At 64.5% G+C, this 22,797-nt stretch carries 22 protein-coding genes; 14 read left to right on the top strand and 8 right to left on the bottom strand.

Annotated features, from left to right (window positions below):
• Positions 1 to 93 precede the first annotated feature (93 nt).
• Positions 94 to 954 (top strand): LysR family transcriptional regulator, encoded by an 861-nt coding sequence (locus FJ471_RS28210; protein WP_181179796.1) that lies wholly within the window; start codon positions 94 to 96, stop codon positions 952 to 954.
• A gap of 225 nt (positions 955 to 1,179) precedes the next feature.
• Positions 1,180 to 2,178 carry a hypothetical protein gene (locus tag FJ471_RS28205; protein WP_140808069.1) on the top strand — a complete coding sequence of 333 codons (999 nt, stop codon included), beginning with the start codon at positions 1,180 to 1,182 and terminating at the stop codon, positions 2,176 to 2,178.
• 12 nt (positions 2,179 to 2,190) lie between these two features.
• Here FJ471_RS28205 and FJ471_RS28200 read toward each other — a convergent pair whose 3' ends face one another.
• Entirely contained in the window at positions 2,191 to 2,640 is a 450-nt protein-coding gene (locus tag FJ471_RS28200) for a GatB/YqeY domain-containing protein (RefSeq protein WP_140808067.1), read from the bottom strand.
• Between the two features lie 319 nt (positions 2,641 to 2,959).
• Between FJ471_RS28200 and carA the strand changes: the two genes are divergently transcribed.
• A complete protein-coding gene (carA, locus tag FJ471_RS28195) occupies positions 2,960 to 4,162 on the top strand; it encodes a glutamine-hydrolyzing carbamoyl-phosphate synthase small subunit (RefSeq protein ID WP_140808064.1) in 1,203 nt (400 codons plus the stop codon).
• A 372-nt stretch (positions 4,163 to 4,534) separates the two neighbouring features.
• Positions 4,535 to 4,870 (top strand): helix-turn-helix transcriptional regulator, encoded by a 336-nt coding sequence (locus FJ471_RS28185; protein ID WP_224667136.1) that lies wholly within the window; start codon positions 4,535 to 4,537, stop codon positions 4,868 to 4,870.
• A gap of 109 nt (positions 4,871 to 4,979) precedes the next feature.
• On the opposite strand, the gene FJ471_RS28175 is transcribed toward FJ471_RS28185, so the two are convergent.
• The 4 genes from FJ471_RS28175 to mntR form a co-directional block, all read right to left on the bottom strand.
• Positions 4,980 to 6,251, bottom strand: coding sequence for a TCR/Tet family MFS transporter (locus FJ471_RS28175; protein WP_140808060.1), 1,272 nt, complete (start codon positions 6,249 to 6,251; stop codon positions 4,980 to 4,982).
• Positions 6,252 to 6,415: 164 nt separating this feature from the next.
• Positions 6,416 to 7,345, bottom strand: coding sequence for a neutral zinc metallopeptidase (locus tag FJ471_RS28170; RefSeq protein ID WP_140808058.1), 930 nt, complete (start codon positions 7,343 to 7,345; stop codon positions 6,416 to 6,418).
• Between the two features lie 167 nt (positions 7,346 to 7,512).
• A complete protein-coding gene (locus FJ471_RS28165) occupies positions 7,513 to 7,710 on the bottom strand; it encodes a hypothetical protein (protein WP_140808056.1) in 198 nt (65 codons plus the stop codon).
• A gap of 95 nt (positions 7,711 to 7,805) precedes the next feature.
• Complete coding sequence (mntR, locus tag FJ471_RS28160) at positions 7,806 to 8,264, bottom strand: manganese-binding transcriptional regulator MntR (protein ID WP_040996705.1); 459 nt, start codon at positions 8,262 to 8,264, stop codon at positions 7,806 to 7,808.
• A 225-nt stretch (positions 8,265 to 8,489) separates the two neighbouring features.
• On the opposite strand from mntR, the gene FJ471_RS28155 reads away from it, so the two are divergent.
• The 4 genes from FJ471_RS28155 to FJ471_RS28140 all read left to right on the top strand — a co-directional run bounded on the left by FJ471_RS28155 (position 8,490) and on the right by FJ471_RS28140 (position 12,376).
• Positions 8,490 to 9,848, top strand: coding sequence for an Nramp family divalent metal transporter (locus FJ471_RS28155; RefSeq protein ID WP_140808054.1), 1,359 nt, complete (start codon positions 8,490 to 8,492; stop codon positions 9,846 to 9,848).
• Positions 9,849 to 9,886: 38 nt separating this feature from the next.
• A complete protein-coding gene (locus FJ471_RS28150; RefSeq protein WP_140808052.1) occupies positions 9,887 to 10,738 on the top strand; it encodes a protein-L-isoaspartate O-methyltransferase in 852 nt (283 codons plus the stop codon).
• A gap of 247 nt (positions 10,739 to 10,985) precedes the next feature.
• Entirely contained in the window at positions 10,986 to 11,636 is a 651-nt protein-coding gene (locus tag FJ471_RS28145) for a dihydrofolate reductase family protein (protein ID WP_140808050.1), read from the top strand.
• Positions 11,637 to 11,725: 89 nt separating this feature from the next.
• The gene (locus FJ471_RS28140) at positions 11,726 to 12,376 is read left to right on the top strand and encodes a glutathione S-transferase family protein (protein WP_140808048.1); all 651 of its coding nucleotides are present in this window, start codon (positions 11,726 to 11,728) and stop codon (positions 12,374 to 12,376) included.
• A gap of 12 nt (positions 12,377 to 12,388) precedes the next feature.
• Here the strand turns inward: FJ471_RS28140 and FJ471_RS28135 are convergent, their stop codons facing one another.
• Positions 12,389 to 13,255 (bottom strand): LysR substrate-binding domain-containing protein, encoded by an 867-nt coding sequence (locus FJ471_RS28135; RefSeq protein WP_140808046.1) that lies wholly within the window; start codon positions 13,253 to 13,255, stop codon positions 12,389 to 12,391.
• A 100-nt stretch (positions 13,256 to 13,355) separates the two neighbouring features.
• Here FJ471_RS28135 and FJ471_RS28130 point away from each other — a divergent pair, with 100 nt between their 5' ends.
• A complete protein-coding gene (locus FJ471_RS28130; protein WP_140808044.1) occupies positions 13,356 to 13,955 on the top strand; it encodes a LysE family translocator in 600 nt (199 codons plus the stop codon).
• A 176-nt stretch (positions 13,956 to 14,131) separates the two neighbouring features.
• Here FJ471_RS28130 and FJ471_RS28125 read toward each other — a convergent pair whose 3' ends face one another.
• Positions 14,132 to 14,926, bottom strand: coding sequence for an SDR family oxidoreductase (locus FJ471_RS28125; RefSeq protein WP_140808042.1), 795 nt, complete (start codon positions 14,924 to 14,926; stop codon positions 14,132 to 14,134).
• 190 nt (positions 14,927 to 15,116) lie between these two features.
• On the opposite strand from FJ471_RS28125, the gene FJ471_RS28120 reads away from it, so the two are divergent.
• Positions 15,117 to 15,581: a MarR family winged helix-turn-helix transcriptional regulator gene (locus FJ471_RS28120; RefSeq protein WP_140808040.1), complete on the top strand. Its 465-nt coding sequence runs from the start codon at positions 15,117 to 15,119 to the stop codon at positions 15,579 to 15,581.
• Between the two features lie 47 nt (positions 15,582 to 15,628).
• Here FJ471_RS28120 and FJ471_RS28115 read toward each other — a convergent pair whose 3' ends face one another.
• Positions 15,629 to 16,807, bottom strand: coding sequence for an MFS transporter (locus tag FJ471_RS28115; RefSeq protein WP_140808038.1), 1,179 nt, complete (start codon positions 16,805 to 16,807; stop codon positions 15,629 to 15,631).
• Between the two features lie 194 nt (positions 16,808 to 17,001).
• On the opposite strand from FJ471_RS28115, the gene FJ471_RS28110 reads away from it, so the two are divergent.
• From FJ471_RS28110 to carB, 4 genes are all read left to right on the top strand, one after another.
• Complete coding sequence (locus FJ471_RS28110) at positions 17,002 to 17,358, top strand: helix-turn-helix transcriptional regulator (RefSeq protein ID WP_140808036.1); 357 nt, start codon at positions 17,002 to 17,004, stop codon at positions 17,356 to 17,358.
• Positions 17,359 to 17,361: 3 nt separating this feature from the next.
• Positions 17,362 to 18,117 (top strand): metallophosphoesterase family protein, encoded by a 756-nt coding sequence (locus FJ471_RS28105; protein WP_140808034.1) that lies wholly within the window; start codon positions 17,362 to 17,364, stop codon positions 18,115 to 18,117.
• 11 nt (positions 18,118 to 18,128) lie between these two features.
• Entirely contained in the window at positions 18,129 to 18,923 is a 795-nt protein-coding gene (locus FJ471_RS28100; protein WP_140808032.1) for an SH3 domain-containing protein, read from the top strand.
• 225 nt (positions 18,924 to 19,148) lie between these two features.
• Entirely contained in the window at positions 19,149 to 22,652 is a 3,504-nt protein-coding gene (carB, locus tag FJ471_RS28095; protein ID WP_140808030.1) for a carbamoyl-phosphate synthase large subunit, read from the top strand.
• The last annotated feature ends 145 nt before the right edge of the window (positions 22,653 to 22,797 follow it).

Below are 22,797 nucleotides of genomic sequence, written 5' to 3'. Positions count from 1 at the left end.
CAGGACCTATCCCGAGGGAGCCATTGTGGGGGTGGCAGATTAATTGTAAAATTAAATGTTTCGATGTTTTTAATCGCAATTCAGGATTATGAAATGGACCTCGAACTGCTGCGAGTTTTCCTGGCCGTGGTTGAGGCGGATGGCTTTACGCGTGCGGCGGATCGCCTCGCGCGGACGCAATCCACCATCAGCCAACAGATACGCCGCCTGGAGGAAGAGCTGGGGCAGCCGCTGATTTTGCGTCAGCGCGCAGGGCGGAGCGTTTCATTGACTCCCTCGGGAGAGGTCCTGGTGCCGTATGCGCGCAGGTTGCTCGACATTTCGTCGGAAGCGCGCACCGTGGTCTCGCGGGAGAACAGGCAAGCGGTGGTTCGCCTGGGGGTGACCGAGGACCTTGAAAGCAGCTTGCTGGTACGGCTTCTTGAGTCCTGTCGACTACACGTGCCCGAAGTGAGGCTGGAGGTCACTTCCGCGTGGGGTGATGTTCTCAACCGGTTGCGGGCCTGCGGCGAGCTCGACCTTGTGCTGGCCAAGCAAGCTCGAGGAGGTCCGGCGCTCGCGGCGCGGCCTGAACATGCGGTGTGGGTTGCCTCGCCGGGCTTCGACCCTTCCGTGGACATAGTTCCCTTGGCGGTGTTCCCGCACGGTTGCCTTTATCGTTCTCAAGCCATCGAAACGCTGACCGCGAGCGGACGGGCCTGGCAAATCGCCTTTACCGGCCAGGGGCTTGCGGCGGTACAAGCAGCAATCGTCGCCGGTCTCGGCGCGGCAATTCTGGCGGAAAATACCATCGCGCCCGGTATGCGGCGCCTCGGCCCTTCCGAGAGGTTTCCGATACTCCCTCGTCTGGAACTGGCCTTGATAGCGTTGCAGGAGCTTTCGCCACCGGTAGAGGCCATCGCCAGCCACTTATGTTCCGTGGTTTTCCCGACGGGCCTTCAACCTGAGGAGTGATCTCGCCATGCCGCGGCATGAGCTGACGCCGATGAGCCCATCGGATATCAGGCTCGGGGTCACCGCAAACCGGCGCTCGCGGCAATCAAAAATCGCGAATGTTCAAATCGCGAACGTTCAAGGGCGCTAAACTAGAAGTGTTTCGCCGACACATGCGAGACCTTCTATCATCGGCCCGGGTGATTCACGGGTGCCAGACAACGCTTCGACAGGAGGGGCAAACCGGTGCGGTTGAGATCTTTTCCGCTGGGCGCGGCCATCTTCTGTCTTGTCGCGATCCTCGCCGCTTTGACGGCGTCGGTCAGCTCGTTCGCGGCCCTGCGTCCGTCGACCGTTCCCGACTGGCTGCAGCGCCATGTCGGCGACGGCGAGGGCCAGATCTCCCAGGTCGTGCTGGAAAGGGCGCGCGCGCTCTACCAGAAGAAAATCAGCGATGGCTCGGTCAGCAACCCCTGCTACTTCGCCATGGATGCCACGCGTCCCGGCGATCTCGGCAACAGCGTGCTCGGCCAGCGTTACTACATCATCTGCGAGGCCAAGCAGCTCTTCCGCGCGGTCTCATCGGGCCATGGCGGCGGCCGCAACCTGAAAGGCGTTGCCGATTTCTCCAATGGCAGGCGCTGCGCGAAGAATTTCGGCAATGCGATGGATTCCGAGCTCACCGCCGGCGGCGCCTACATGACCGCCGAGACCAAGACGTCCTTCAAGGGTTACTACCGTGTCGGCGCGCAGAACGCGGTGTTCATGCGCAGCTTCATCCAGTTCGACGGCGAAGGCGAAGCGGCGAACGCAAGGCAGCGCGTGATCGGCGGGCATCCGGCTGCCTTGCTCAGGGGCATGTGCATGCGCAAGGACCCGAACAGCTCATACGCCGACCCTGACGGCCTCGTCCCGTTCGGCAAGCTGGTCAACTATGCCGGCGGTCGCAGCAATGGCTGCACCAGCTGGTCGCCCGCCGATGCCGAGCAGATCATCCCGCTGGTGAAGAACAACCCGACGACGCTCTACATCTATCCGGAATCGCGCGACATCGCCGCCGTCGCGCGCGCCAAGTCCGGCGGCCAGGCGCTCTCAGGCGCGGGAACCTATTGGAACGCCTCCTGCCTGAAGGAGATCGGCGCGCCCAAATTCTGGCCGAAGAAGACGCTGGAGCCGATCATCGCGCAGTACAAGAAGGACCATCCGGCGCCGCCGCCGCAGCCGGTTCCGATGTGCAAGGATTAGCGAAGCAGCGCCCTACTGCAGCAGCCCCTTGATGATGGCGCTCGCCTTGGCGAAGTCCATCTGGCCTGCATATTTCTGCTTCAGCGCGCCGATCACCTTGCCCATGTCCTTCTGGCTGGCGGCGCCCGTGGCCGCGATCGCCTCGCGCGCAGCGGCCATGATCGCTGCGTCGTCGAGCTGTGTCGGCAGGAATTCGCGGATGATCTCCATCTCGCCGCGTTCCTGCGCCGCCAGTTCCGGCCGCTTGCCGTCCTCGAAGGCCTTGGCCGATTCCTCGCGCTGCTTCACCATCTTGGCGAGGATCTGCAGGATCTCCTCCTCGCTCGCCGGCGGCTTGCCGGCGCCGCGATTGGCGATGTCGCGGTCGTGGATGGCGGCTTGGATCAGCCGCAGCGTCGGCAGGCGGTGCTTGTCCTGCGCCTTCATCGCGCTCTTCATGGATTCGGCGATTTTCTCGCGCATCGTGCTTCTCCTTCGAATGCGGCGGACAATAGCTTCGCCGAACGGCCAACGCAAATCCGGCCAAGCCGCTGATATTGCTGGACGAAAGCAAATCGGCTGCGGTCCGGGGGCGGCGCATTGACCGCTCTCGCGGCTTCCCCTATGTACTCGGTCCTGCATAAGACAATGGAGTCATGTCGCCCAAAAGTGCGTAGCTGTTTTGGGAAAACGACATGACCAACTAGAATCAACGCGTGGGAGCTGAAATGTCCAGCTCGCGCGCCTTGCCGCGCAAACGGTGCTGCCGACCGTTTTGGACGCGACAGACAGGAGTGCCGCCATGGCCACGACCACCGCCCCCTGGGCCACCGAAAAGCCGACCGCCCTTCTGGTCCTCGCCGACGGTACGGTGATCGAAGGCCGCGGTCTCGGCGCCACCGGATCGGCCGTCGCGGAAGTGTGCTTCAACACGGCGCTGACCGGCTACGAGGAGATCCTCACCGATCCGTCCTATGCCGGCCAGATCGTCACCTTCACCTTCCCGCATATCGGCAATGTCGGCACCAATGACGAGGACATCGAGGACCTGCATCCCGCGGCCCGCGCCGGCGCGGTCGGCGCGATCTTCAAGGCCAATGTCACCGACCCGTCCAACTATCGCGCCGCCGGCCATCTCGACCAGTGGCTGAAGCGGCGCGGCATCGTCGCGCTGTCCGGCATCGACACCCGCGCGCTGACCGTGCTGATCCGCGAGAAGGGCATGCCCAATGCCGTCATCGCGCATGCGCCCGATGGCGTCTTCGATATCGAGGACCTGAAGCGCCAGGCCGCGGCCTGGTCGGGCCTGATCGGCCTCGATCTCGCCAAGGAGGTGACGTCGGGCCAGTCTTCGGTCTGGCGCGAGACGCCCTGGGTCTGGAACGAGGGTTTTGGCGAGCAGGACGCGCCATCGATGCATGTCGTGGCCATCGACTACGGGGTGAAGCGCAACATCCTGCGCCTGCTGGCCGGCCTCGGCGCCAAGGTCACCGTCGTGCCGGCCAACACAGGCGCCGAGGAGATCCTGGCCATGCAGCCGGACGGCATCTTCCTGTCGAACGGGCCCGGCGATCCGGAAGCGACCGGCGAATATGCCGTGCCGGTGATCCGGAGCCTCTTGAAGACCGAAATCCCGGTGTTCGGCATCTGCCTCGGCCATCAGATGCTGGCGCTGGCGCTCGGCGGCAGGACCGAGAAGATGCATCAGGGCCACCACGGCGCCAACCATCCGGTCAAGGACCACACCACCGGCAAGGTCGAGATCGTGTCGATGAACCACGGTTTCGCCGTCGATGCCGACTCGCTGCCCGAAGGCGTCGAGGAAACCCATGTGTCGCTCTTCGACGGCTCCAATTGCGGCATCGCGCTGACCGGCCGGCCTGTCTTCTCGGTCCAGCACCATCCCGAAGCCTCGCCCGGCCCGCAGGATTCGCACTACCTCTTCCGCCGCTTCGTCAACCTGATCCGCGAACGGCGCGGCGAGGAAGCGCTGGCCGAACGTTGACACGCCGTGTGTGTTAGCTATAATATCGCCAAGATAGAGGTTAGAGCGGCGATATTCCGTGAAGGCTATCATCCTCTCGGCAGCCGCAGCTCGTGATCTCGACAATCTATCCGCCGACATTCGGAACCAAGTATCCGAGGGCCTGATAGGTTACGCGATAAGCGGTCGAGGAGATGTAAAGCGCTTAGCTGGTAGGAACGGCTACAGGCTGCGGATCGGCCGCTACCGAGTTATTTTCGATGAGGATCGCACCACTATCCTGGCGATCTACATAGGAAAACGCGAGACAACAACCTACAGCAGGTCATAGCAGGACAAGATGTCATGAATGCCCCGCAAATCATCAAAACCTCAACCGGCGAGGAATTGGTCGTGATCCCCAAAGCGGATTACGAGGCGTTGCTGCATGCCGCCGAGGAGGCTCTCGAAGATGCCGCGGATGTCGCCATCTACGACGAGCGCAAAGCCGACCTCAAAACCGAGAGGGCGTTGCCCGCGGACGTGACCATGGATGTCTTGCGCGGCTCCAGTCGACTAAAGGCGCTGCGCAACTGGCGAAAGCTGACCCAAGCCGAGCTGGCAGCGGCGATCGGTGTCAGCCAGGGTTTCTTGTCGGACCTCGAATCCAATCGCCGTAAGCCGTCCGAGCAGACCAGCGCAATGCTGGCGAAGGCGCTCGATATCCCCGGCGAATGGATCGAGCCTTAAAGCGCGTCGCGCTGAACCGGATTCAGGCGACGCGCTTTAAGTCTTTGTTTTGATGCATGTCGTTGTCCCAGAACCGAGCACACTTCTGGGCGACATCCATTAGTCATCCTCACGCAGCGTCCGTCACCGCCGCTTCCTGCGTGTGCAGGCGCTCGACTTCCTTCGGCGCCGGCCTGGCAACTTTCGTCACGAAGACGATCACCGCCAGCGTCAGGAAGATCGCGCCCAGCATATAAGGGGCGCCGCCGAACACGACCGGCGCGGTCGGGCTCGTGAACCAGGAAAAGATCGCCGTGTAGAGCAGCGGCGTGATGATCGAGGTGATCGAGAAGATCGAGGTCATCGCGCCCTGCAATTCGCCCTGCGCCGAAGGCGGCACCTTGGCGGCGGCGAGGCTCCTCAGCGGCGGATCGGCCAGCGCCTCCAGGCAACCGGCCACGATCACCGCATAGATCATCCAGCCTTGCGTCGAAAACGCGTAGCCGAAGGCGCTGAGCGCGGTGAAGGTCAGCCCGATAGCCGCCGTCTTCCACTCGCCGAGCCTGGGAATGATCCGCGGCAGCACCGTCGCCATGATGATCGCGCCGCACAGGCCGAAGGCGCCGAGCGAGAAGCCGATCTGCTGCTGGCTCCAGCCGTAGCGGTAGCTGGAGACGAACGACCAGACCGCCGGATACATCATGTGGCCGAGCGTCATCAGGAAGAAGACCAGCCCGATCCAGCCGATGCCTTTGTAGTTGCGCATCTGGAGCAGCGTGCCGACGGGATTGGCGCGCCTCCACTCGAAGCGGCGGCGGTGCTGCTGGTCGAGCGTTTCCGGCAGGAAGAACATCGCGATCAGAAAATTCGCGAAAGCGAGCCCGGCGGCGAAAAAGAATGGCACGCGCGGCCCGAACGTGCCGAGCAGGCCGCCCAGCACCGGGCCGATGACGAAGCCGACACCGAAGGCGATGCCGAGCAGGCCGAAATTTTTCGCCCGGTTCTCGTCGTTCGAGATATCGGCGATGAAGGCGGACGTCGTCGAATAGCTGGCGCCGGAAATTCCGGCCAGCACCCGGCCTATGAACAATATCGGATAGGACCAGGCGACGGCGCAGATAAGATTGTCGATCGAGAAGGTTAGCACCGAGGCAAGCAGGATCGGCCGCCGCCCGAAGCGGTCGCTCAAGCCGCCCATGATCGGCGCGAAGAAGAACTGCATCGCCGCATAGACGAAGAACAGCCAACCGCCCTCGATCGCGGCCTCGCTGATGCTGACGCCGCTCAGTTCCTCAAGATAGGCCGGCAGCACCGGCATGATGATGCCGAAGCCGATGATGTCGAGCAGCAGCGTCGTGAAAACGAGCGCAAGGCCCCGCCTGGCGGTTTTCGGGTCGATCATGGTGACAAGCTCCTCATCCGCCTCGGGGCACGGGCGGGACGGACCTTATAGGCGAGGTTTGCGACGGGAACAATCCGCGAACGAAAGCAAAACTCTTATGCTGACATCACTTGCCAGCTGCCGCCGATCGCGGATCGTCGCCCGAAAAGAAGCGGAACCGCCCCTCAGATCGGACCGCTCATGGTGTTGCAGTCGGACAGCTTGCCGCTCTTGTAGCCGCGCGCCAGCCATGTCTGCCGCTGTTGCGAGGTGCCATGGTTGAAGCTTTCCGGCACGACATAGCCCTGCATCTTCTTCTGCAGCGTGTCGTCGCCGATCTGCTTGGCCGCGTTCAGCGCGCTTTCGATATCCCCCTGCTCCAATATGCCTTTTTGCGCGGTGTAATGTGCCCACACGCCGGCGAAGCAATCGGCCTGGAGCTCGATGCGCACCGAGAGCTGGTTGGCGTCGGCCTCGCTCATGCCTTGCCGCATCTGGTTGAACTTACCCATGATGCCGGTGAGATTCTGCACATGGTGCCCAACCTCGTGCGCCACCACATAGGCGCGCGCGAACTCGCCGGAAGCGCCGAACTGCTGGTCGAGCTGTTGGAAGAAGGTCATGTCGAGATAGACCTTGTGATCGCCCGGGCAGTAGAACGGACCGGCCGCCGCCGAGGCGAAACCGCAGGCCGAACGAACCTGGCCGCTGAACAGCACCAGCTTGGGGTCCTCGTAGGTCAGGCCCTGCGCCTTGAAAATGCCCGTCCACGTGTCTTCGGTTTCCGCCAGCACCGTCGCGACGAACTGCTTCATCTCGTCATTGGCGGGCGCGCCGCCATTATCCTGCGAGCCGCTGTTGTCGGTGATCTGGCCGCCGCCACCCGGCAGCAGGCCGCCGTCGCCGCCACCCAGGATCTGCGAAGGGTCGAAACCGAAATACCATCCTGCGAGCACGACCAGGACAACTAGGAGGATGCTGCCGCCGCCTCCGGTACGGCCGCCGATAGGAAGGCGGAACTGGCCACCGCCGCCCAAGCCACCGCCAAGTCCGCCGCCGCTGTCGCTACGGTCATCCTCGATGTTGTCGCTCTGACGACGGCCTCTCCAAAGCATGGCAACTCCTCGCAACGCGAATGTCCTGGAGGGACTGGCCCGCGACCATCCCCTGCAGACAATTATCGCAACGGCTGGCCTAAGTCACAGAATTTTTCGCTCCCGCCAAATGTCGGACGCGCCGGGAGCGTCAATCGGACAGGCAAGGCTCACCGACCATAAACCGGCTAAAAACCTCGACTTTTCTGCTTGGCGCCGGCGCTCTTGCCGTCCGAGCTTTTCGAACGTTCCTCAAAACGCGCCGCTCCCTTCTTCAGCGGATGGCCGGTCTCGGCCTCGGTCTTGCGCTCGTCCCTGGCGGCCGCCTGCCGCAATCCCCCGGCTGCCTGCTTCCCCTTGGCGGTCGGTGCTTGTTCGATGCCCATTGCTTCCTCCCTAAGCGCGACAATCGCGCGATGTGGGAAGTAATGCGGCGGAGATGCGTCGGTTCCGTTTCAAGGTGCTCGGGCGGATCGAGCTCCTACGCCTGGCGATGCGTCATTGCCCGGCGGAAGGCTTCCAGCGTTTCGGCGCTGACATGGTGCTCGATGCCCTCGGCGTCGATGCGCGCCGTCTCGGCGCTGACGCCGAGAGAGCGCAGGAAGGCCTCCACCGTCTGGTGGCGAATGCGGCTTTCCTCGGCGACCTTGCGGCCGGCTTCGGTCAGGAACACGCCGCGATAGGGCTTGCGCGAGACCAGTCCGTCGGCGCACAGCCTGGTCAGCATCTTTGCCACCGTCGGCTGCGCGACGCCGAGCCTCGCCGCGATATCCACCTGCCGCGCCTCGTTGCCGTCCTCGATCAGGTCGGCGATCAGCTCGACATAGTCCTCGACCAGCGCGCTGCGGCGCGCTTGGCGCTGCTGCCGGAATCCTTCCGAATGGATTTCGGCATCGGGAAGCGGCTCTTCGCGTCGAACTGGTTTGTTCCTCAGCGCCAATACGCGCTCCTCCTTGAATCGGGATCGTATCCATAACACGAACCCCTGATGGTCCGGCGTTTATTTGCATTCCCGGGCGGGCGCAACCGGCGTTCGCGGTCGCCTGCGTCCAGGCTTGCCCAAGCGCATCACGAAAGCATGATCAATGAAATATAGCCTATTGCATAATGTTGAGCCATGGCGTAGATAAGGTGTACCTTCGATACGTTCCAGCGGAAATCCCTCATGTCCGACGCCGATGCAGCAACCGTAGCCCGACCCGCATGGCGATTCGACAGGCCTGACGACGAGCAGCCGAGCCTGCGCGAGGTGAACGCCTCGATCGCGGTGCCGCAGACTGGCGCCTGGTTCCGCCGCCTGTTCGCCTTCATGGGACCCGGCTACATGGTCTCGGTCGGCTATATGGATCCGGGCAACTGGGCGACCGACCTCGCCGGCGGCGCCCAGTTCGGCTACACGCTGCTTTTCATCATCATGCTGTCGAACCTGATGGCGATCCTGCTGCAGGCGCTGTCCGCCCGCCTCGGCATCGCCACCGGGCGCGACCTCGCCCAGGCCTGCCGCGCCTACTATCCGCGCCCCGTCAATCTGGTGCTCTGGATCGCCTGTGAGCTGGCGATCATCGCCTGCGACCTCGCCGAGGTGATCGGCACGGCGATCGCGCTGCAGCTTCTGTTCGGCATTCCGCTGATCGGCGGCGCCATGCTGACCGCGCTCGATGCCTTCCTGGTGCTTCTGTTGATGAACAAGGGCTTCCGTTATCTCGAAGCCTTCGTCATCGCACTGCTGATCATCATCTTCGGCTGCTTTGCCATCCAGATATTCGTCGCCGCGCCGCCGGCCGGCACGATCCTGCATTCGATGTTCGTGCCGTCATCCGAGATCGTCACCAACCCGGCGATGCTCTACATCGCCATCGGCATCATTGGCGCGACGGTCATGCCGCATAACCTCTATCTGCATTCCTCGATCGTGCAGACCCGCGCCTATGAGCGCACCGATGCCGGCAAGCGCGACGCCATCAAATGGGCGACGACGGATTCGACCATAGCGCTGATCCTGGCGCTGTTCGTCAACGCTTCGATCCTGATCGTAGCGGCTGTCGCCTTCCACGGTACCGGACACCAGGACGTCGCCGAGATCGGCCAGGCCTTCGAGCTCTTGTCGCCGCTGCTCGGCCTGAGCATCGCCTCGATCCTGTTCGCCGTCGCGCTGCTCGCCTCCGGCCTCAACTCGACGGTCACCGCGACGCTTGCCGGCCAGATCGTCATGGAAGGCTTCCTGCGGCTGCGCATCCCGCAATGGGCACGGCGCCTCCTGACACGCGGGATCGCCATCGTCCCGGTGGTGGTGGTCACGGCGCTCTACGGCGAGAAGGGCACGGCAGAACTTCTGGTCTTCAGCCAGGTGGTGCTGTCGATGCAGCTGCCCTTCGCGGTCATCCCGCTGGTGCAGTTCGTGTCGGACAAGAAGAAGATGGGCAGTTTCGCCATACCGCGCGGCGTCGCGGCGCTAGCCTGGGTGGTGGCCGCAATCATCCTCGTTCTCAACTTCAAGCTGCTCTACGACACCATCGCCGGCTGACCGCGACATTCGCGCCGGCCGCGCTATCTTCTTCAAGCATGGCCGGATCGGACGACGCCCGCAAATTCTACGCCAGGCTGATGGCGGCGCAGGCGCGTTGGGCCGACCCGCGCATCGAGCAGGTGTTTGCTTCCGTGCCGCGTGAAGCCTTTCTCGGCCCGGGGCCTTGGACCGTCTTTGCCGGCGACGGCAGGATCGAAACGCCGAAGGCCGATCCAGCCTATATCTACCAGAACGTGCTTGTCGTGCTCGATGCCGACAAGGGCATCAACAATGGCGAGCCGCTTCTGCACGCCATGTGGATCGGCAAGGTCGATCCGAAGCCTGGCGAGCACGTCACCCATATCGGCGCCGGCACCGGCTATTACACGGCGCTGCTGTCAAAGCTGGTCGAGCCGGGGGGCGTCGTCATGGCCTTCGAACTGGAGGCCGGTCTGGCCGCGCGCGCCAAGGCGAACCTTGCCCGGTACGGCAACATCGAGGTGGTCCAAGCCGACGCTGTCGCCAATGCGCCGCCACCGTCCGACGTCATCTATGTCAATGCCGGCGTCGCCGCTCCGCCCGCCGCGTGGCTGAAAGCGTTGAAGCCCGGCGGCCGCATGATCTTTCCGTGGCGCCCGTCCGAAACCGTCGGCCTTGCGGTCCTGATAACCCGCCTGGAAAACGGCTTTGCCTGCCGGCCCTTCATGGGCTCCTGGTTCATCCCTTGCGTCGGCGCCTCCGTTGCCGAGGCTGGCGCGAAAATACCGACCCGCGAGCGCGCCGCGCGCACCCGCTCGATCTGGCTGAGTAAAGACAAGGCGCCGGACCGCACCGCAACCGCCGTGTTCGGCGACGTCTGGTTCTCATCGCGCGCAATTCGCGCCGACAGCCCGCGACAGAAATTTTAAAAGCTCTTGTCGAAAACGCGCCTTGCCGTTCGTCCTAGGTGCATGATCCCGAAAAGTGGAACCGGTTTTCGGAAAAGATCATGCTCCAACAAAGAGCTGGATCGGAATGACGATTCAATGAATCGTCATTCCGATCCAGAGCAATTCCAGGAAAAGCGCGAAGCGGCTTTCCGTCCGGAATTGCGTCAAACCACTCTAGGCAGAAATCCGGCCGCGATGGCGCGGATCGTGAAAACGGAGAATAAAGATGCGCAAGATCATCGCCGCCACATTCGTAAGCCTCGACGGCGTCATGCAGGCGCCCGGCGGGCCGGAAGAGGATCCGGTCGGCGGCTTCAAGTTCGGCGGCTGGACCTTCCATTACTTCGACGAGGTGGGCGGCGCGGCAATGGAGGAACTGTTCTCCAAACCCTTCGCCCTGCTGCTCGGCCGCAGAACCTACGACATCTTCGCCGCGCATTGGCCGTATCAGAACGATCAGATCGCGGATGTCTTCAACCCTGCGGTCAAATATGTCGCCACGCACCGGCCGGATTCGCTGGCCTGGCAGAACACCCAGTCGCTCGGATCGGACATCGTTGCCAGGCTCAAGGAGCTCAAGCAGGAAGACGGACCCGACCTGCTCATCCAAGGCTCAGGCAATCTGACCCAGACCTTGCTCGCCCACGGGCTGATCGACGAAATCCGGTTGATGATCTTCCCGCTGGTGCTGGGCAAGGGCAAGCGGCTGTTCGGCGACAACGCGATGCCGGCAGCCTTCAAGCTCGTCAAATCGCAGACTTCCGCCACGGGCGTCATCATCGCGACCTATGAGCGAGCGGGCGAAATCCGCACGGGCTCGTTTGCCCAGGAGAAGCCTTCGCAAGCCGAGATCGAACGGCGCAAGAACTGGAAATAGTGCAGTCGCGCGGCAGGCCGGGCCTGCCGCGCACTCGTCTTATGAAGCCTCCCTTTTGCAACGACGACTGAACGATCAGGAGCCCGCCGATGATGCCCACCATTACCGCCTTCGAACGATCGCCCGACGGCGGCAGGGGGTTGGCGCGCGACATGCACGTGCGCTGGGCGCTCGAGGAAGTCGGCCAGCCTTATGACGTTCGTCTCGTTTCGTTCGATGCGATGAAGCAACCCGCACATGTTGCGATCAGCCCCTTCGGCAATATCCCGACCTATGAAGAAGGCAATCTCGCTCTGTTCGAATCAGGGGCCATCGTCCTTCACATCGCGGTGCGCCACCCGGGCCTGATGCCTGAGGATGCGAACGCCCAGTCCCGCGCGATCGCCTGGATGTTCGCGGCCTTCAGCACCATCGAGCAGCCGGTCCTCGACCGTACGACAGCCGTGATCCTGGAGCGCGACGCGCCGTGGCATGATGAGCGCCTGCCCTTGGTCGACGACCGGATCCGCAAGCGGCTGGCCGAACTCTCCCGCCACCTGGGCGATAGCGAATGGCTCGATGGCGCCTTCAGCGCCGGCGACCTCGTCATGGTGGGCGTTCTGCGCCGGCTGCAGAGATCCGGGCTGCTGAACGAATTCCCGAACGTTGCCGCCTATGTCGCCCGCGGCGAGGCGCGGCCGGCCTTCAAGCGCGCTTTCGATGCCCAATTGGCGGTCGCCATGGCTGCGTCGAACGGCTGATCGCCCGGCCGTTCACGCCGCCTGGCGATAGCGCGAAAGACCCTCGCGGATATAGCTGGCGAAAGCCTGCGCGGCCGGTTGGGTGGCGTGCTTGGGCAGATGCAGGTTGACGGAAAAGTTCGGCAGCGCCGGAAGGCCGGCATCGGACAGGATGTCGAGATCGGCCGGAACCGTCGAGGCAAGCCAGGTGGTCACGGCAAGGTCCGACCGCACCGTCGCGGTCGTGGCATCGATGTTGCCGTTCTCGAACACGGTGCGCCAATCGAGCCCGTGCTCGGCGAGCGCGGCAAGCACCGCCGGGCGGAAGGCGCAGGTGTCGGCGACGATCGAAACCGGCAGCGGCCGTTTCAGACGCGCCGAGCCGCCTCGGGCGCCGACCCAGACCAGCCGGTCGACGAGCAGGCATTCGCCGGCGGTCGGACCGGCGCGTTCCTCGATAATTGCGAGATCAATCGTGCCCGCCGCCAGTGCCGCCGCGAGCTCCGGCGAGGACGCGCAGACCAGCGAAATCTCCACCTGCGGATAGGCTTCGGCGTAAGCTTTAAGCACCGGCGCGAGCAGCGTACCGACGAGATCGTAAGGCACGCCGATTCGCGCCTGTCCGGCCACCGCCCGGCCCTTGATCTCGGCGAGGATCTCGTCGTTGAGCTGCAGCAGGCGCCTGGCCTTGTCGAGCAGCCGCTCGCCGGAGCGCGTCAGCTTCAGGCCGCGCCGATCACGCTCGAACAGGCTCTGGCCGAGAACCTCCTCCAGCCGTTTGACCTGCTGGCTGATGGCGCCTTGCGTCAGGTGAAGCGCATTGGCGGCCGCCGTCATGCTGGCCTTGTCGGCGCTGGTAACGAAGGTGCGGATGAGGGTCGTGTCGAGATCGCGGATCATGGCTGGTATTATAATCCATAATGCAAACTATATCAAACATTGCATTTACTGATGTCGTGAAGCGCCTAAGCATGTCGGCTCCTTCGACTGGAAAGCCCGCATGTCCGAAACCATCATCCCGCTGGTCCTGTTCGCGCTGATCTCGACCTCGACGCCCGGTATCGCCACGACGCTCTCGACCGCTTCCGGCGCGCAATTCGGCTTTCGCCGTTCGGTGCCGCTGATGGCCGGCAGCGCCGCCGGGCTGGCTACCGTGGCGGCTGCGGGCGCCGCCGGTCTGGCTGGACTTTTAGCCGCCATTCCATCCCTGCAGCTTGCCATGAAAATCGCCGGCTCGCTCTATCTCATCTGGCTTGCGGTCAAGATCGGCCGCAGCGGTCCGCCCAATCTCGACATCAGCATGGCCAGGCCGAACAGCTTTTTCGGTGGCGCCGGCATCCAGTGGATGAATCCGAAAGGCTGGGCGATGGGGCTCGGCGCCGCCGCATCTTTCGCGGCGCTGGCGGATGGTCCGTTGCAGCTCGCGCTGCTGCTGGGCGCAGTATTCGGCTTGGCCGCGGCATTCTCGCTGTCTCTGTGGTGCGTGGCGGGAACCCTGCTTGCCCGCCTGCTCAAGACGGAACGCCAGTGGCGCTCGCTGAACATCGTGCTCGGGCTGTTGCTGGCCGCCTCGATCCTGCAGATGTGGCGGCCCGTGTGATGCCAGTTCCTCGCCCCCACGAAGGTGGGGGAGAGGTGGCTCGGCGAAGCCGAGACGGAGAGGGGGACTGGCGCCCAAGGTTGCCAATTATTCGGTGACGGGATCACCCTACGAAAGCCCCTCTCCGGCCGCTCCGCGGCCACCTCTCCCCGCTTTGCGGGGCGAGGGACCAGCGCTCAGACGGCGTAGCGCGCCGCCGGCTTGCCTGAGAACAGGCTGCCGAAGAACTGGTCCCGGGCACCGAGATAGGTGGTCAGCCCGGCCGCGTCGGCAAGGCCGGGCGCGGTGACGGTCTCGCCCTGGGCGAACCCGGCAAGTGCCGCGTCGACCAGATCGTCGGCGCTCATGATCCAGTCCGGATTGAGCCTGTCGAGGCTGATTCCGGAGACGTCCCATAGCTCGGTGCGGACCGGTCCGGGCACGACCGACTGGACTTTCACCTCGGTGCCGGCGACTTCCTTCTGCAGCGCTTCCGTGAAGTTGGCGACATAGGCCTTGGTGCCGCTGTAGATGCCGCCGACGGCAATGCCATAGGCGACGACCGAGGCGATGTTGATGATGGCGCCACGGTTGCGCGCAAGCAGTTCCGGCAGCACTGCGCGGGTCAGCCTGGTCAGCGCCACGACATTGACCTTGATCATGCGCTCGGCCGCGTCGGCGTCGGCGTCGGCAATCGTCTCCAGGCCACCCACGCCGGCATTGTTGATCAACAGCGTCACGCTGTCGTCCGTCGACACCGCCTGTTCGACGCGGCGCAAATCGGCATCGAGCGCAAGGTCTGCGACGATCGTCTGGACCTTGCGGCCATAGGCGTAGGCGAGCTTGTCCGCCAGCTCCCGCAGCCGGTCGGCGCGCCGCGCCACCAGCACCAGGTCGTAGCCCTGCCCCGCCAGCCGATCCGCATAGACCGCGCCTATGCCCGACGACGCGCCGGTGATGACGGCCGTGCCCTTGTTGTCCTTCGTGCTCATTGTCCTGTTCCTTTTGTTCGCTTCGCTCGGCTCGGCGCCGATGATCGTATCACCAGTCGAACCTATAATTTCAATTAGTGGCATATGCCACTTTTGCCGAAGTAGGTATATGCCACTATCTTGTCAACGGCGGCGGCGAAAACTATTTCTGCGGCAGGCCGGCGCTCCTATGCGCCGGCAAGGAGTGAACATGACCGAAGCTCGGATGCCCGGATTTAGCCGTTGCAACAACGCCACCCTGCGCCGCGCCGCGCGCAGCCTCGGCCGCTTCTACGACGACGCGGTGGCGCCTTCGGGCCTGAAGGGCACGCAATTTGGCCTGCTGTTTCAGATCCATGTCAGCAGCGAGCCGGCGATGGGAACCATTGCCGAGGCGCTGATCATGGATCTTTCCGCGCTCGGCCACACGCTGAAGCCGCTGATTAGAGATGGCTATATCGAGACCTTTGCCGACAAGGAAGACCGCCGCGTCAAGCGTGTGCGGCTGACCCCACAGGGCGAGGTCAAGCTGGACGAAGCGATCAAGCTGTGGAGCGTCGCCCAGCAGCAATTCGAGGACAAGGTCGGCGCAGAGCAAGCGGCGAAGCTGCGCGCGGCGCTGGACGCGGTCGCCGACTTGAACTTGGAAATGCCAACGGCCGCTCCTTCGAACTGAAGAAGCGGCGAACTGAAGAAGCGGCCGCCAGTCAGTGTTTGGAGCAATTATTCGGCCGGCATCGCCACCGGCCGCGCCAGCGCCCGGCCGGCAAGCACGACGCCGAGGCCGACGATCGGGAACGCCGCCGCGATCAGGCCGAGATCGGCCGGCGCGCCGAAGCGCAGCACCGCGGCGCCGACAATGGCACCAAGCGCGACGCCGAAATAAAGCGCCGATGCGTTGAGCGACAGCACGATGGGGGCGGCGTCGGGTGCCAGTTTGATGATGCGGCTCGCCTGCGCCGGAGGGAAGGCCCAGCCGACGATGCCCCACGGCACCATCATGGCCATCAGCGCCGGTCCGGCGAGATGATGCGGCAGGAAGGTCGGGATCAGCGAGAAGGTGACGAGCATCGCGGCCGACAGCCCCAGCGACCAGGCGACGGTGCGGGTCGCGCCGAAGCGGTCGGCGGCCTGCCCGCCGGCGATGTTGCCGATGACGGCGCCGACGCCGAAGGCGAGCAGCATGCCCGGCAGCGCGATCGGCGACAACCCGCCGCCTTCTATGGCCAAGGGCGCGATGAAGCTGAAAACGGTGAACGCGCCGACCAGCGCAAGCGCCGTCGTCAGCAGGATCGGCATGACGCCGGGCCGCACGGCCGCCGCCAGCCTGCGCTTCAGCGGCAGCCTGGTGCCGATAATGCCGCGCGGCAGCCGCCACCACAGGATCGCGCCGGACAGCGCGCCGAGCCCGGCGATGGCGAAGAACGTGCCGCGCCAGCCGGCGATCGCCGCGACCAGCGCACCGAGCGGCGCGCCGACCGCCACGGCCACCGTGGTGCCGCCGACGACGACCGCGATGGCGCGCGCCCGGTGGTGGTCGTCGACCAGCGCCACGGCCGTGCCTTGCGCGGTCGCCGCGAACAGGCCGGACGACAGCGCCATGACGATGCGCGCGATCAACAGCAGCTCGAAGGACGAGCTCACCGCCGCCACCAGATTGCCGATCACGAAGAACACCAGCGTCCACAGGATGACGCGCCGCCGGTCCCATTCGCCGGTCAGCGTCGCCAGCACCGGCGCGCCGATCGCATAGGCAAGCGCGAAGGCGGTGATCAGCGAGCCGGCGAGCGGCACGGATATGCCGGCATCGGATGCAATATCGGGAAGAAGGCTCGAGATGACAAAGCCTTCGGTCGAGATCGCAAACGATCCGAGCGCCAGCCAGAAGATCCGCTTGTCCATGGGGAATTGTCCTTAGTTCAAAAGTTATTGAACAATTGGACATAGCAAGGCATGATGTCAACCGAGCCCGGACAAAATAGCAGAACCCTGCTGACAGCCCTGTGTCAGGACGGGCCGAGAATGAAGAAGCAGCGCCTATCGGCGCAAAGAGGAGCCGCGTTGAAGTTCGTGCCGTTTGTGCTTAATTCTGGGTCATGAGCCTGCCCCATCCAACCGCCGACCAGATCAGCCTGCCGATCGTGCTTGCCGTGCTCGGCGACCCGACCCGCCTTGCCATCGTGCGCTATCTGGCGAGCAAGGAAGGCGTGCCGCTGAACTGCAGCAAGTTCCTCGACCTCGCCTCCAAGACCAATCTCAGCTACCACCTCGCCAAGCTGCGCGAGGCGGGCGTCACCCGCAGCGAAGCGGTCGGCACCAGCCGGCTGATCACGTTGCGCCGAGACGACCTCGACAAGCGTTTCCCAGGGCTGCTCGACAGCGTGATTGCCGCGGCTGAGGGCGACACTGCCTTGCCCGCGGTCGGGACGTCCGAGGTCGAGGTTTCGGCCTGATCCATGCGCATCGCGGTTATCGCCGACATCCATGGCAATGTGCTGGCGCTGGATGCAGTGCTGGAAGATCTCCGGTCGCGCGGCGGCTTCGACATCACCGTCAATCTCGGCGACTGCGTCTCCGGCCCACTCTGGCCGCGCGAGACGATGGAACGTCTGGAGGCGCTGAACCTGCCGACGGTGCGCGGCAATCACGATCGCCGCGTGGCCGAGGACGTAGCCGACGAAACCATGTGGCCGTCCGATCGCTACGCCCAGGAACGGCTGACCAAGTCGCAGCGCGAGGCGTTGCTCGCCTTGCCGCTGACATTGGAGGTCGCGCCCGGCGTCGTCGCCTTCCACGCCCGGCCGGATCATGACGAGAAATATCTTGCCGACGCCATTGTCGACGGCCAGTTGGTGCGAGCGCCGTTCGCCGCGATCCGACGTCGGCTGAAGCCGCTCGATCCGGGCAGCCGCCTGGTATTGTGCGGTCACAGCCACCGCAGCGAGCTGATCCGCATCCCCAGCGGTCCGGTCGTCTTCAACCCCGGCAGCGTCGGGTGCCCGGCCTATGACGACGATACGCCGCCGGCGCATGTGTCCGAACAGGGCTCGCCGCACGCCCGCTACGGCATCGTCGAGTTCCGGGACGGCCATCCCAGCCGCTTCGAGACGATCGCCGTGGACTACGACCATGAAGCCGCCGCAAAGCAGGCCGAACAGGCGGGACGGCCGGAATGGGCACAAGCGCTGCGGACCGGATTTGTGAGGGATTGAGCGGAGCTCATATGAAGCGCAAGGTCACGCTCCCAACGACGCTGCTCCTGGCCGCTCCATTGCTGTTCGCCGCCCTGCCGGCCTTGGCTCAGGAAGCGCCGGGACCGATCATCTCGATTATCGGCGGCCTCGCGCCCGACGATCTCCTCAACATCCGCGCCACCGCTTCGTCGGCAGGAAAGATCGAAGCGCGCCTGCCTAACGGCGCGGCCGTCAAGAACTACGGCTGCAAGGCCGTCAACAACTATCCATGGTGCAAGGTCGAGGACACGCAGGACGCCCACATAATCGGCTGGGCGCCGGGCCGCTATCTCAGTCCCAATAATCCGGCCCCGCCCCCTGACGCCGCCGCGCCGGCGACCGTCGCCGCCGCGCCTCAACCACCTCCCGAGGAGGCGCAGCCTGATATAGCGGCGCGCCTGGGCGGCGGCGAGCCGGCCGAGCCGCCTTCCGCGACCGAGATCGGCAGGACCGCCATGCAGGATGCCTATGGTCTCGCCTTCGCGGCCGCGGCAAACGCTCAGTCCGACGCCCCTGCCCCGGACGCCGGCATCCCCTGCGCTCGTCGTGTCGGCCAGCCAATGACCCGTTGCGAGATAAGCGTCGCGCGCGCCGGCGGCGACAGCACCGTGACGGTGACTTGGCCGGACGGCGGCAGCCGAGTCATCACCTTCCATGACGGCAAGCCGAGCGGCTCGGACTCGCCGGACAAATTCCGCTTCACGCGTGAAGGCAGCCTCAACATGATCCGCGTCGGCGTTTCCGAGCGCTTCGAGATCACCGACACGCTGGCGTTGGGGGATTAGAATTTAGGGGAGTAGGGGAATAGCGCAGTAAGGGAATATGTTTAGAGCCGGCACGGATCCATGCTCCCCTACTCCCCTACTCCCCTCATTTTCGGGGTTACATCCGCCAAAACTCTTCCCTATAAGGCCCTCCTAGCCTGATACCAGAATCGCAAGCACAACCGGCCGGGTCCTCCCCCGTCCCGGTTTTTCGTGCAAGCCGCTCGCCGAACGGATTTTTCGAATATGCCAAGACGCACCGACATCAAGTCGATCCTGATCATCGGGGCCGGCCCCATCGTCATCGGCCAGGCCTGCGAGTTCGACTATTCCGGCACCCAGGCCTGCAAGGCGCTGAAGGAAGAGGGCTTCCGCGTCATCCTGGTCAACTCCAACCCGGCCACGATCATGACCGACCCGGAACTGGCCGACGCCACCTATATCGAGCCGATCACGCCCGAAGTGGTGGCCAAGATCATCGCCAAGGAGCGGCCGGACGCGCTGCTGCCGACCATGGGCGGCCAGACCGCGCTCAACACAGCGCTTTCGCTGCGCCGCATGGGCGTGCTGGAGCGCTATCAAGTGGAGATGATCGGCGCCGACGCGCACGCCATCGACAAGGCCGAGGACCGCGCGCTGTTCCGCGAGGCGATGAGCAAGATCGGGCTCGAAACGCCGAAGTCGATGCTGGCCAACGCCACCGACGTCAAGAACGCCGACCGCAAGACCCACGAAGCCGAGCGCGCGGCGCTGAAGGCGGAGAACCCGGAAAACCTCGACGCCGCGCTCGATGCGCTGGAAACGCGCTGGAACCTCGGCGAAGGCGACCGCAAGCAGCGCTATATCAGCCATGGCATGGCGATCGCAGCGCAGGCGCTCGACCATGTCGGCCTTCCCGCGATCATCCGCCCTTCCTTCACCATGGGCGGCACCGGCGGCGGCATCGCCTACAACCGCGCCGAATTCTACGACATCGTCCAGTCGGGCCTCGATGCCTCCCCCACCACCGAGGTGCTGATCGAGGAAAGCGTGCTTGGCTGGAAGGAGTATGAGATGGAGGTCGTCCGCGACAAGGCGGACAACTGCATCATCATCTGCTCGATCGAGAACCTTGACCCGATGGGCGTGCATACGGGCGATAGCATCACCGTAGCGCCGGCGCTGACGCTGACCGACAAGGAATACCAGATGATGCGCAACGCCTCGATCGCGGTGCTGCGCGAGATCGGCGTCGAGACCGGCGGCTCCAACGTGCAGTTCGCCGTCAACCCGGCCGACGGCCGCCTCGTCGTCATCGAGATGAACCCGCGCGTCTCGCGCTCGTCGGCACTTGCTTCCAAGGCCACCGGCTTCCCGATCGCCAAGGTCGCGGCCAAGCTTGCCGTCGGCTACACGCTGGACGAGTTGGAGAACGACATCACCGGCGGCGCGACGCCGGCCTCGTTCGAGCCGACCATCGATTATGTCGTCACCAAGATCCCGCGCTTCGCCTTCGAAAAATTCCCGGGCGCCGAGCCGGTGCTGACCACCGCCATGAAGTCCGTCGGCGAAGTGATGGCCATCGGCCGCACCTTCCAGGAATCGCTGCAGAAGGCCCTGCGTGGACTGGAAACCGGGCTGACGGGATTGGACGAGATCGAGATCCCGGGCCTCGGTCACGGCGGCACCGCCGCCAATCACGCCGACGACCGCAACGCCATCCGCGCCGCCCTTGGCACGCCGACGCCGGACCGGCTGCGCATGGTAGCGCAGGCGATCCGCATGGGCACCTCGCTGGAAGATGTGCACGCCATGTGCAAGATCGATCCGTGGTTCCTCGACCAGATCGCCGGCATAATCGCCATGGAGGAGCGCGTCCGTGAGCACGGCCTGCCGCAGGATGCCGTCAATCTGCGCATGCTGAAGGCAATGGGTTTTTCCGACGCCCGCCTCGGCTCGTTGACGAAGACCGATGCCGATGCCGTCCAGAAGGCCAGGCAGAAGCTCGACGTCCATCCGGTCTACAAGCGCATCGACACCTGCGCCGCCGAGTTCGCCTCGCCGACCGCCTACATGTACTCGACCTATGAAGTGCCCTTCGTCGGCGAGCTCGCCAGCGAGGCGCGCGTGTCGTCGCGCAAGAAGGTCGTCATCCTCGGCGGCGGCCCGAACCGCATCGGCCAGGGCATCGAGTTCGACTATTGCTGCTGCCATGCGGCGTTTGCGCTGCGCGACGCCGGCTATGAAGCGATCATGATCAACTGCAACCCGGAGACGGTGTCGACCGACTACGACACCTCCGACCGCCTCTATTTCGATCCGCTGACGGCGGAGGACGTGCTGGAGATCCTGCGCGCCGAGCAGGCCTCGGGCGAGCTGGTCGGCGTCATAGTCCAGTTCGGCGGCCAGACGCCGCTGAAGCTGGCCGACGCGCTGGAAAAGGCCGGCATCCCGATCCTCGGCACCTCGCCCGACATGATCGACCTGGCGGAGGATCGCGACCGCTTCCAGAAGCTCCTGCACAAGCTCAACCTCAGCCAGCCGAAGAACGGCATCGCCTATTCGGTCGAGCAGGCCCGCCTCGTCGCCGGCGAGCTCGGCTTCCCGCTGGTCGTGCGCCCGTCCTATGTGCTCGGCGGCCGCGCCATGCAGATCATCCATGACGAGGGCATGCTGCAGACCTACCTGCTCGACACCGTGCCCGGCCTGGTGCCGGAGGATATCAAGCAGAAATACCCCAACGACAAGACCGGCCAGATCAACACGCTGCTGGGAAAAAACCCGCTGCTGTTCGACACCTATCTGTCCGGCGCCATCGAGGTCGACGTCGACTGCCTGTGCGACGGCAAGGCGACCTTCGTCTCCGGCATCCTCGAGCATATCGAGGAAGCCGGCATCCATTCGGGCGATAGCGCCTGTTCGCTGCCGGTGCATTCGCTGCCGTCGGACCTCGTCGACGAGCTGGAGCGCCAGACCGCGGCGCTTGCCCGCGCGCTGAACGTCGGCGGCCTGATGAACGTGCAATACGCGATCAAGGGCGGCACGGTCTATGTGCTGGAGGTCAACCCCCGCGCCTCGCGCACCGTGCCCTTCGTCGCCAAGACCATCGGCCGTCCGATCGCCAAGATCGCGGCCCGCATCATGGCCGGCGAGACGCTGGAAAACGCCTTCGCCCATTACGGCGCCATGCCCGATCCCAGGCGGCCCGGCCACATCGCGGTCAAGGAAGCCGTCTTCCCCTTCGCCCGCTTCCCCGGCGTCGACATCCTGCTCGGACCGGAAATGCGCTCGACCGGCGAGGTCATGGGCCTCGACCGCGACTTTGCCTTGGCCTTCGCCAAGAGCCAGCTTGGAGCGGGTGTCGATCTCCCCCGCGCGGGCACGCTGTTCGTCTCGGTGCGCGATGAGGACAAGAAGGGCATCCTGCCGGCCGTAAAACGCCTCGCCGGCCAGGGTTTCAAGGTGCTCGCCACCTCCGGCACCGCCCGCTTCCTCGCCGAAAATGGCGTGGTCGCCGAAAAGATCAACAAGGTCCTCGAAGGCCGCCCCCACATCGAGGACGCCATCCGCAACCGCCAGGTCCAGATCGTCTTCAACACCACCGACGGCCAGAAGGCGGTGTCGGACTCGAAGTCGCTGCGCCGGGCAACACTGATGCAGAAGGTGCCGTATTACACGACGCTGTCTGGTGCAGCGGCCGTGGCTGAGGCGATTGCGGCGCTGCGGGCGGGGAACCTTGAGGTGCGGCCTCTGCAGGAGTATTTTAGCTAGAGTCGCAGCGAGATAAATCTCGCTACGACTGAGCTTTCCTCGTTAGCTCACAGACTCAGATACAATCGTCTTTTCAACCTTATTTTTAGCCCGCTCCAACTTACCTGCGACCTTCGCAAGCCTGGTTCCTCGCCCCCGCCAGAGG

Origin of the sequence: Mesorhizobium sp. B2-7-1 (assembly GCF_006440735.1) — a bacterium.
Lineage (GTDB): Bacteria > Pseudomonadota > Alphaproteobacteria > Rhizobiales > Rhizobiaceae > Mesorhizobium.
The sequence above is the reverse complement of the archived record's forward strand: the minus strand, read 5'-3'. Positions and strand labels throughout refer to the sequence as shown.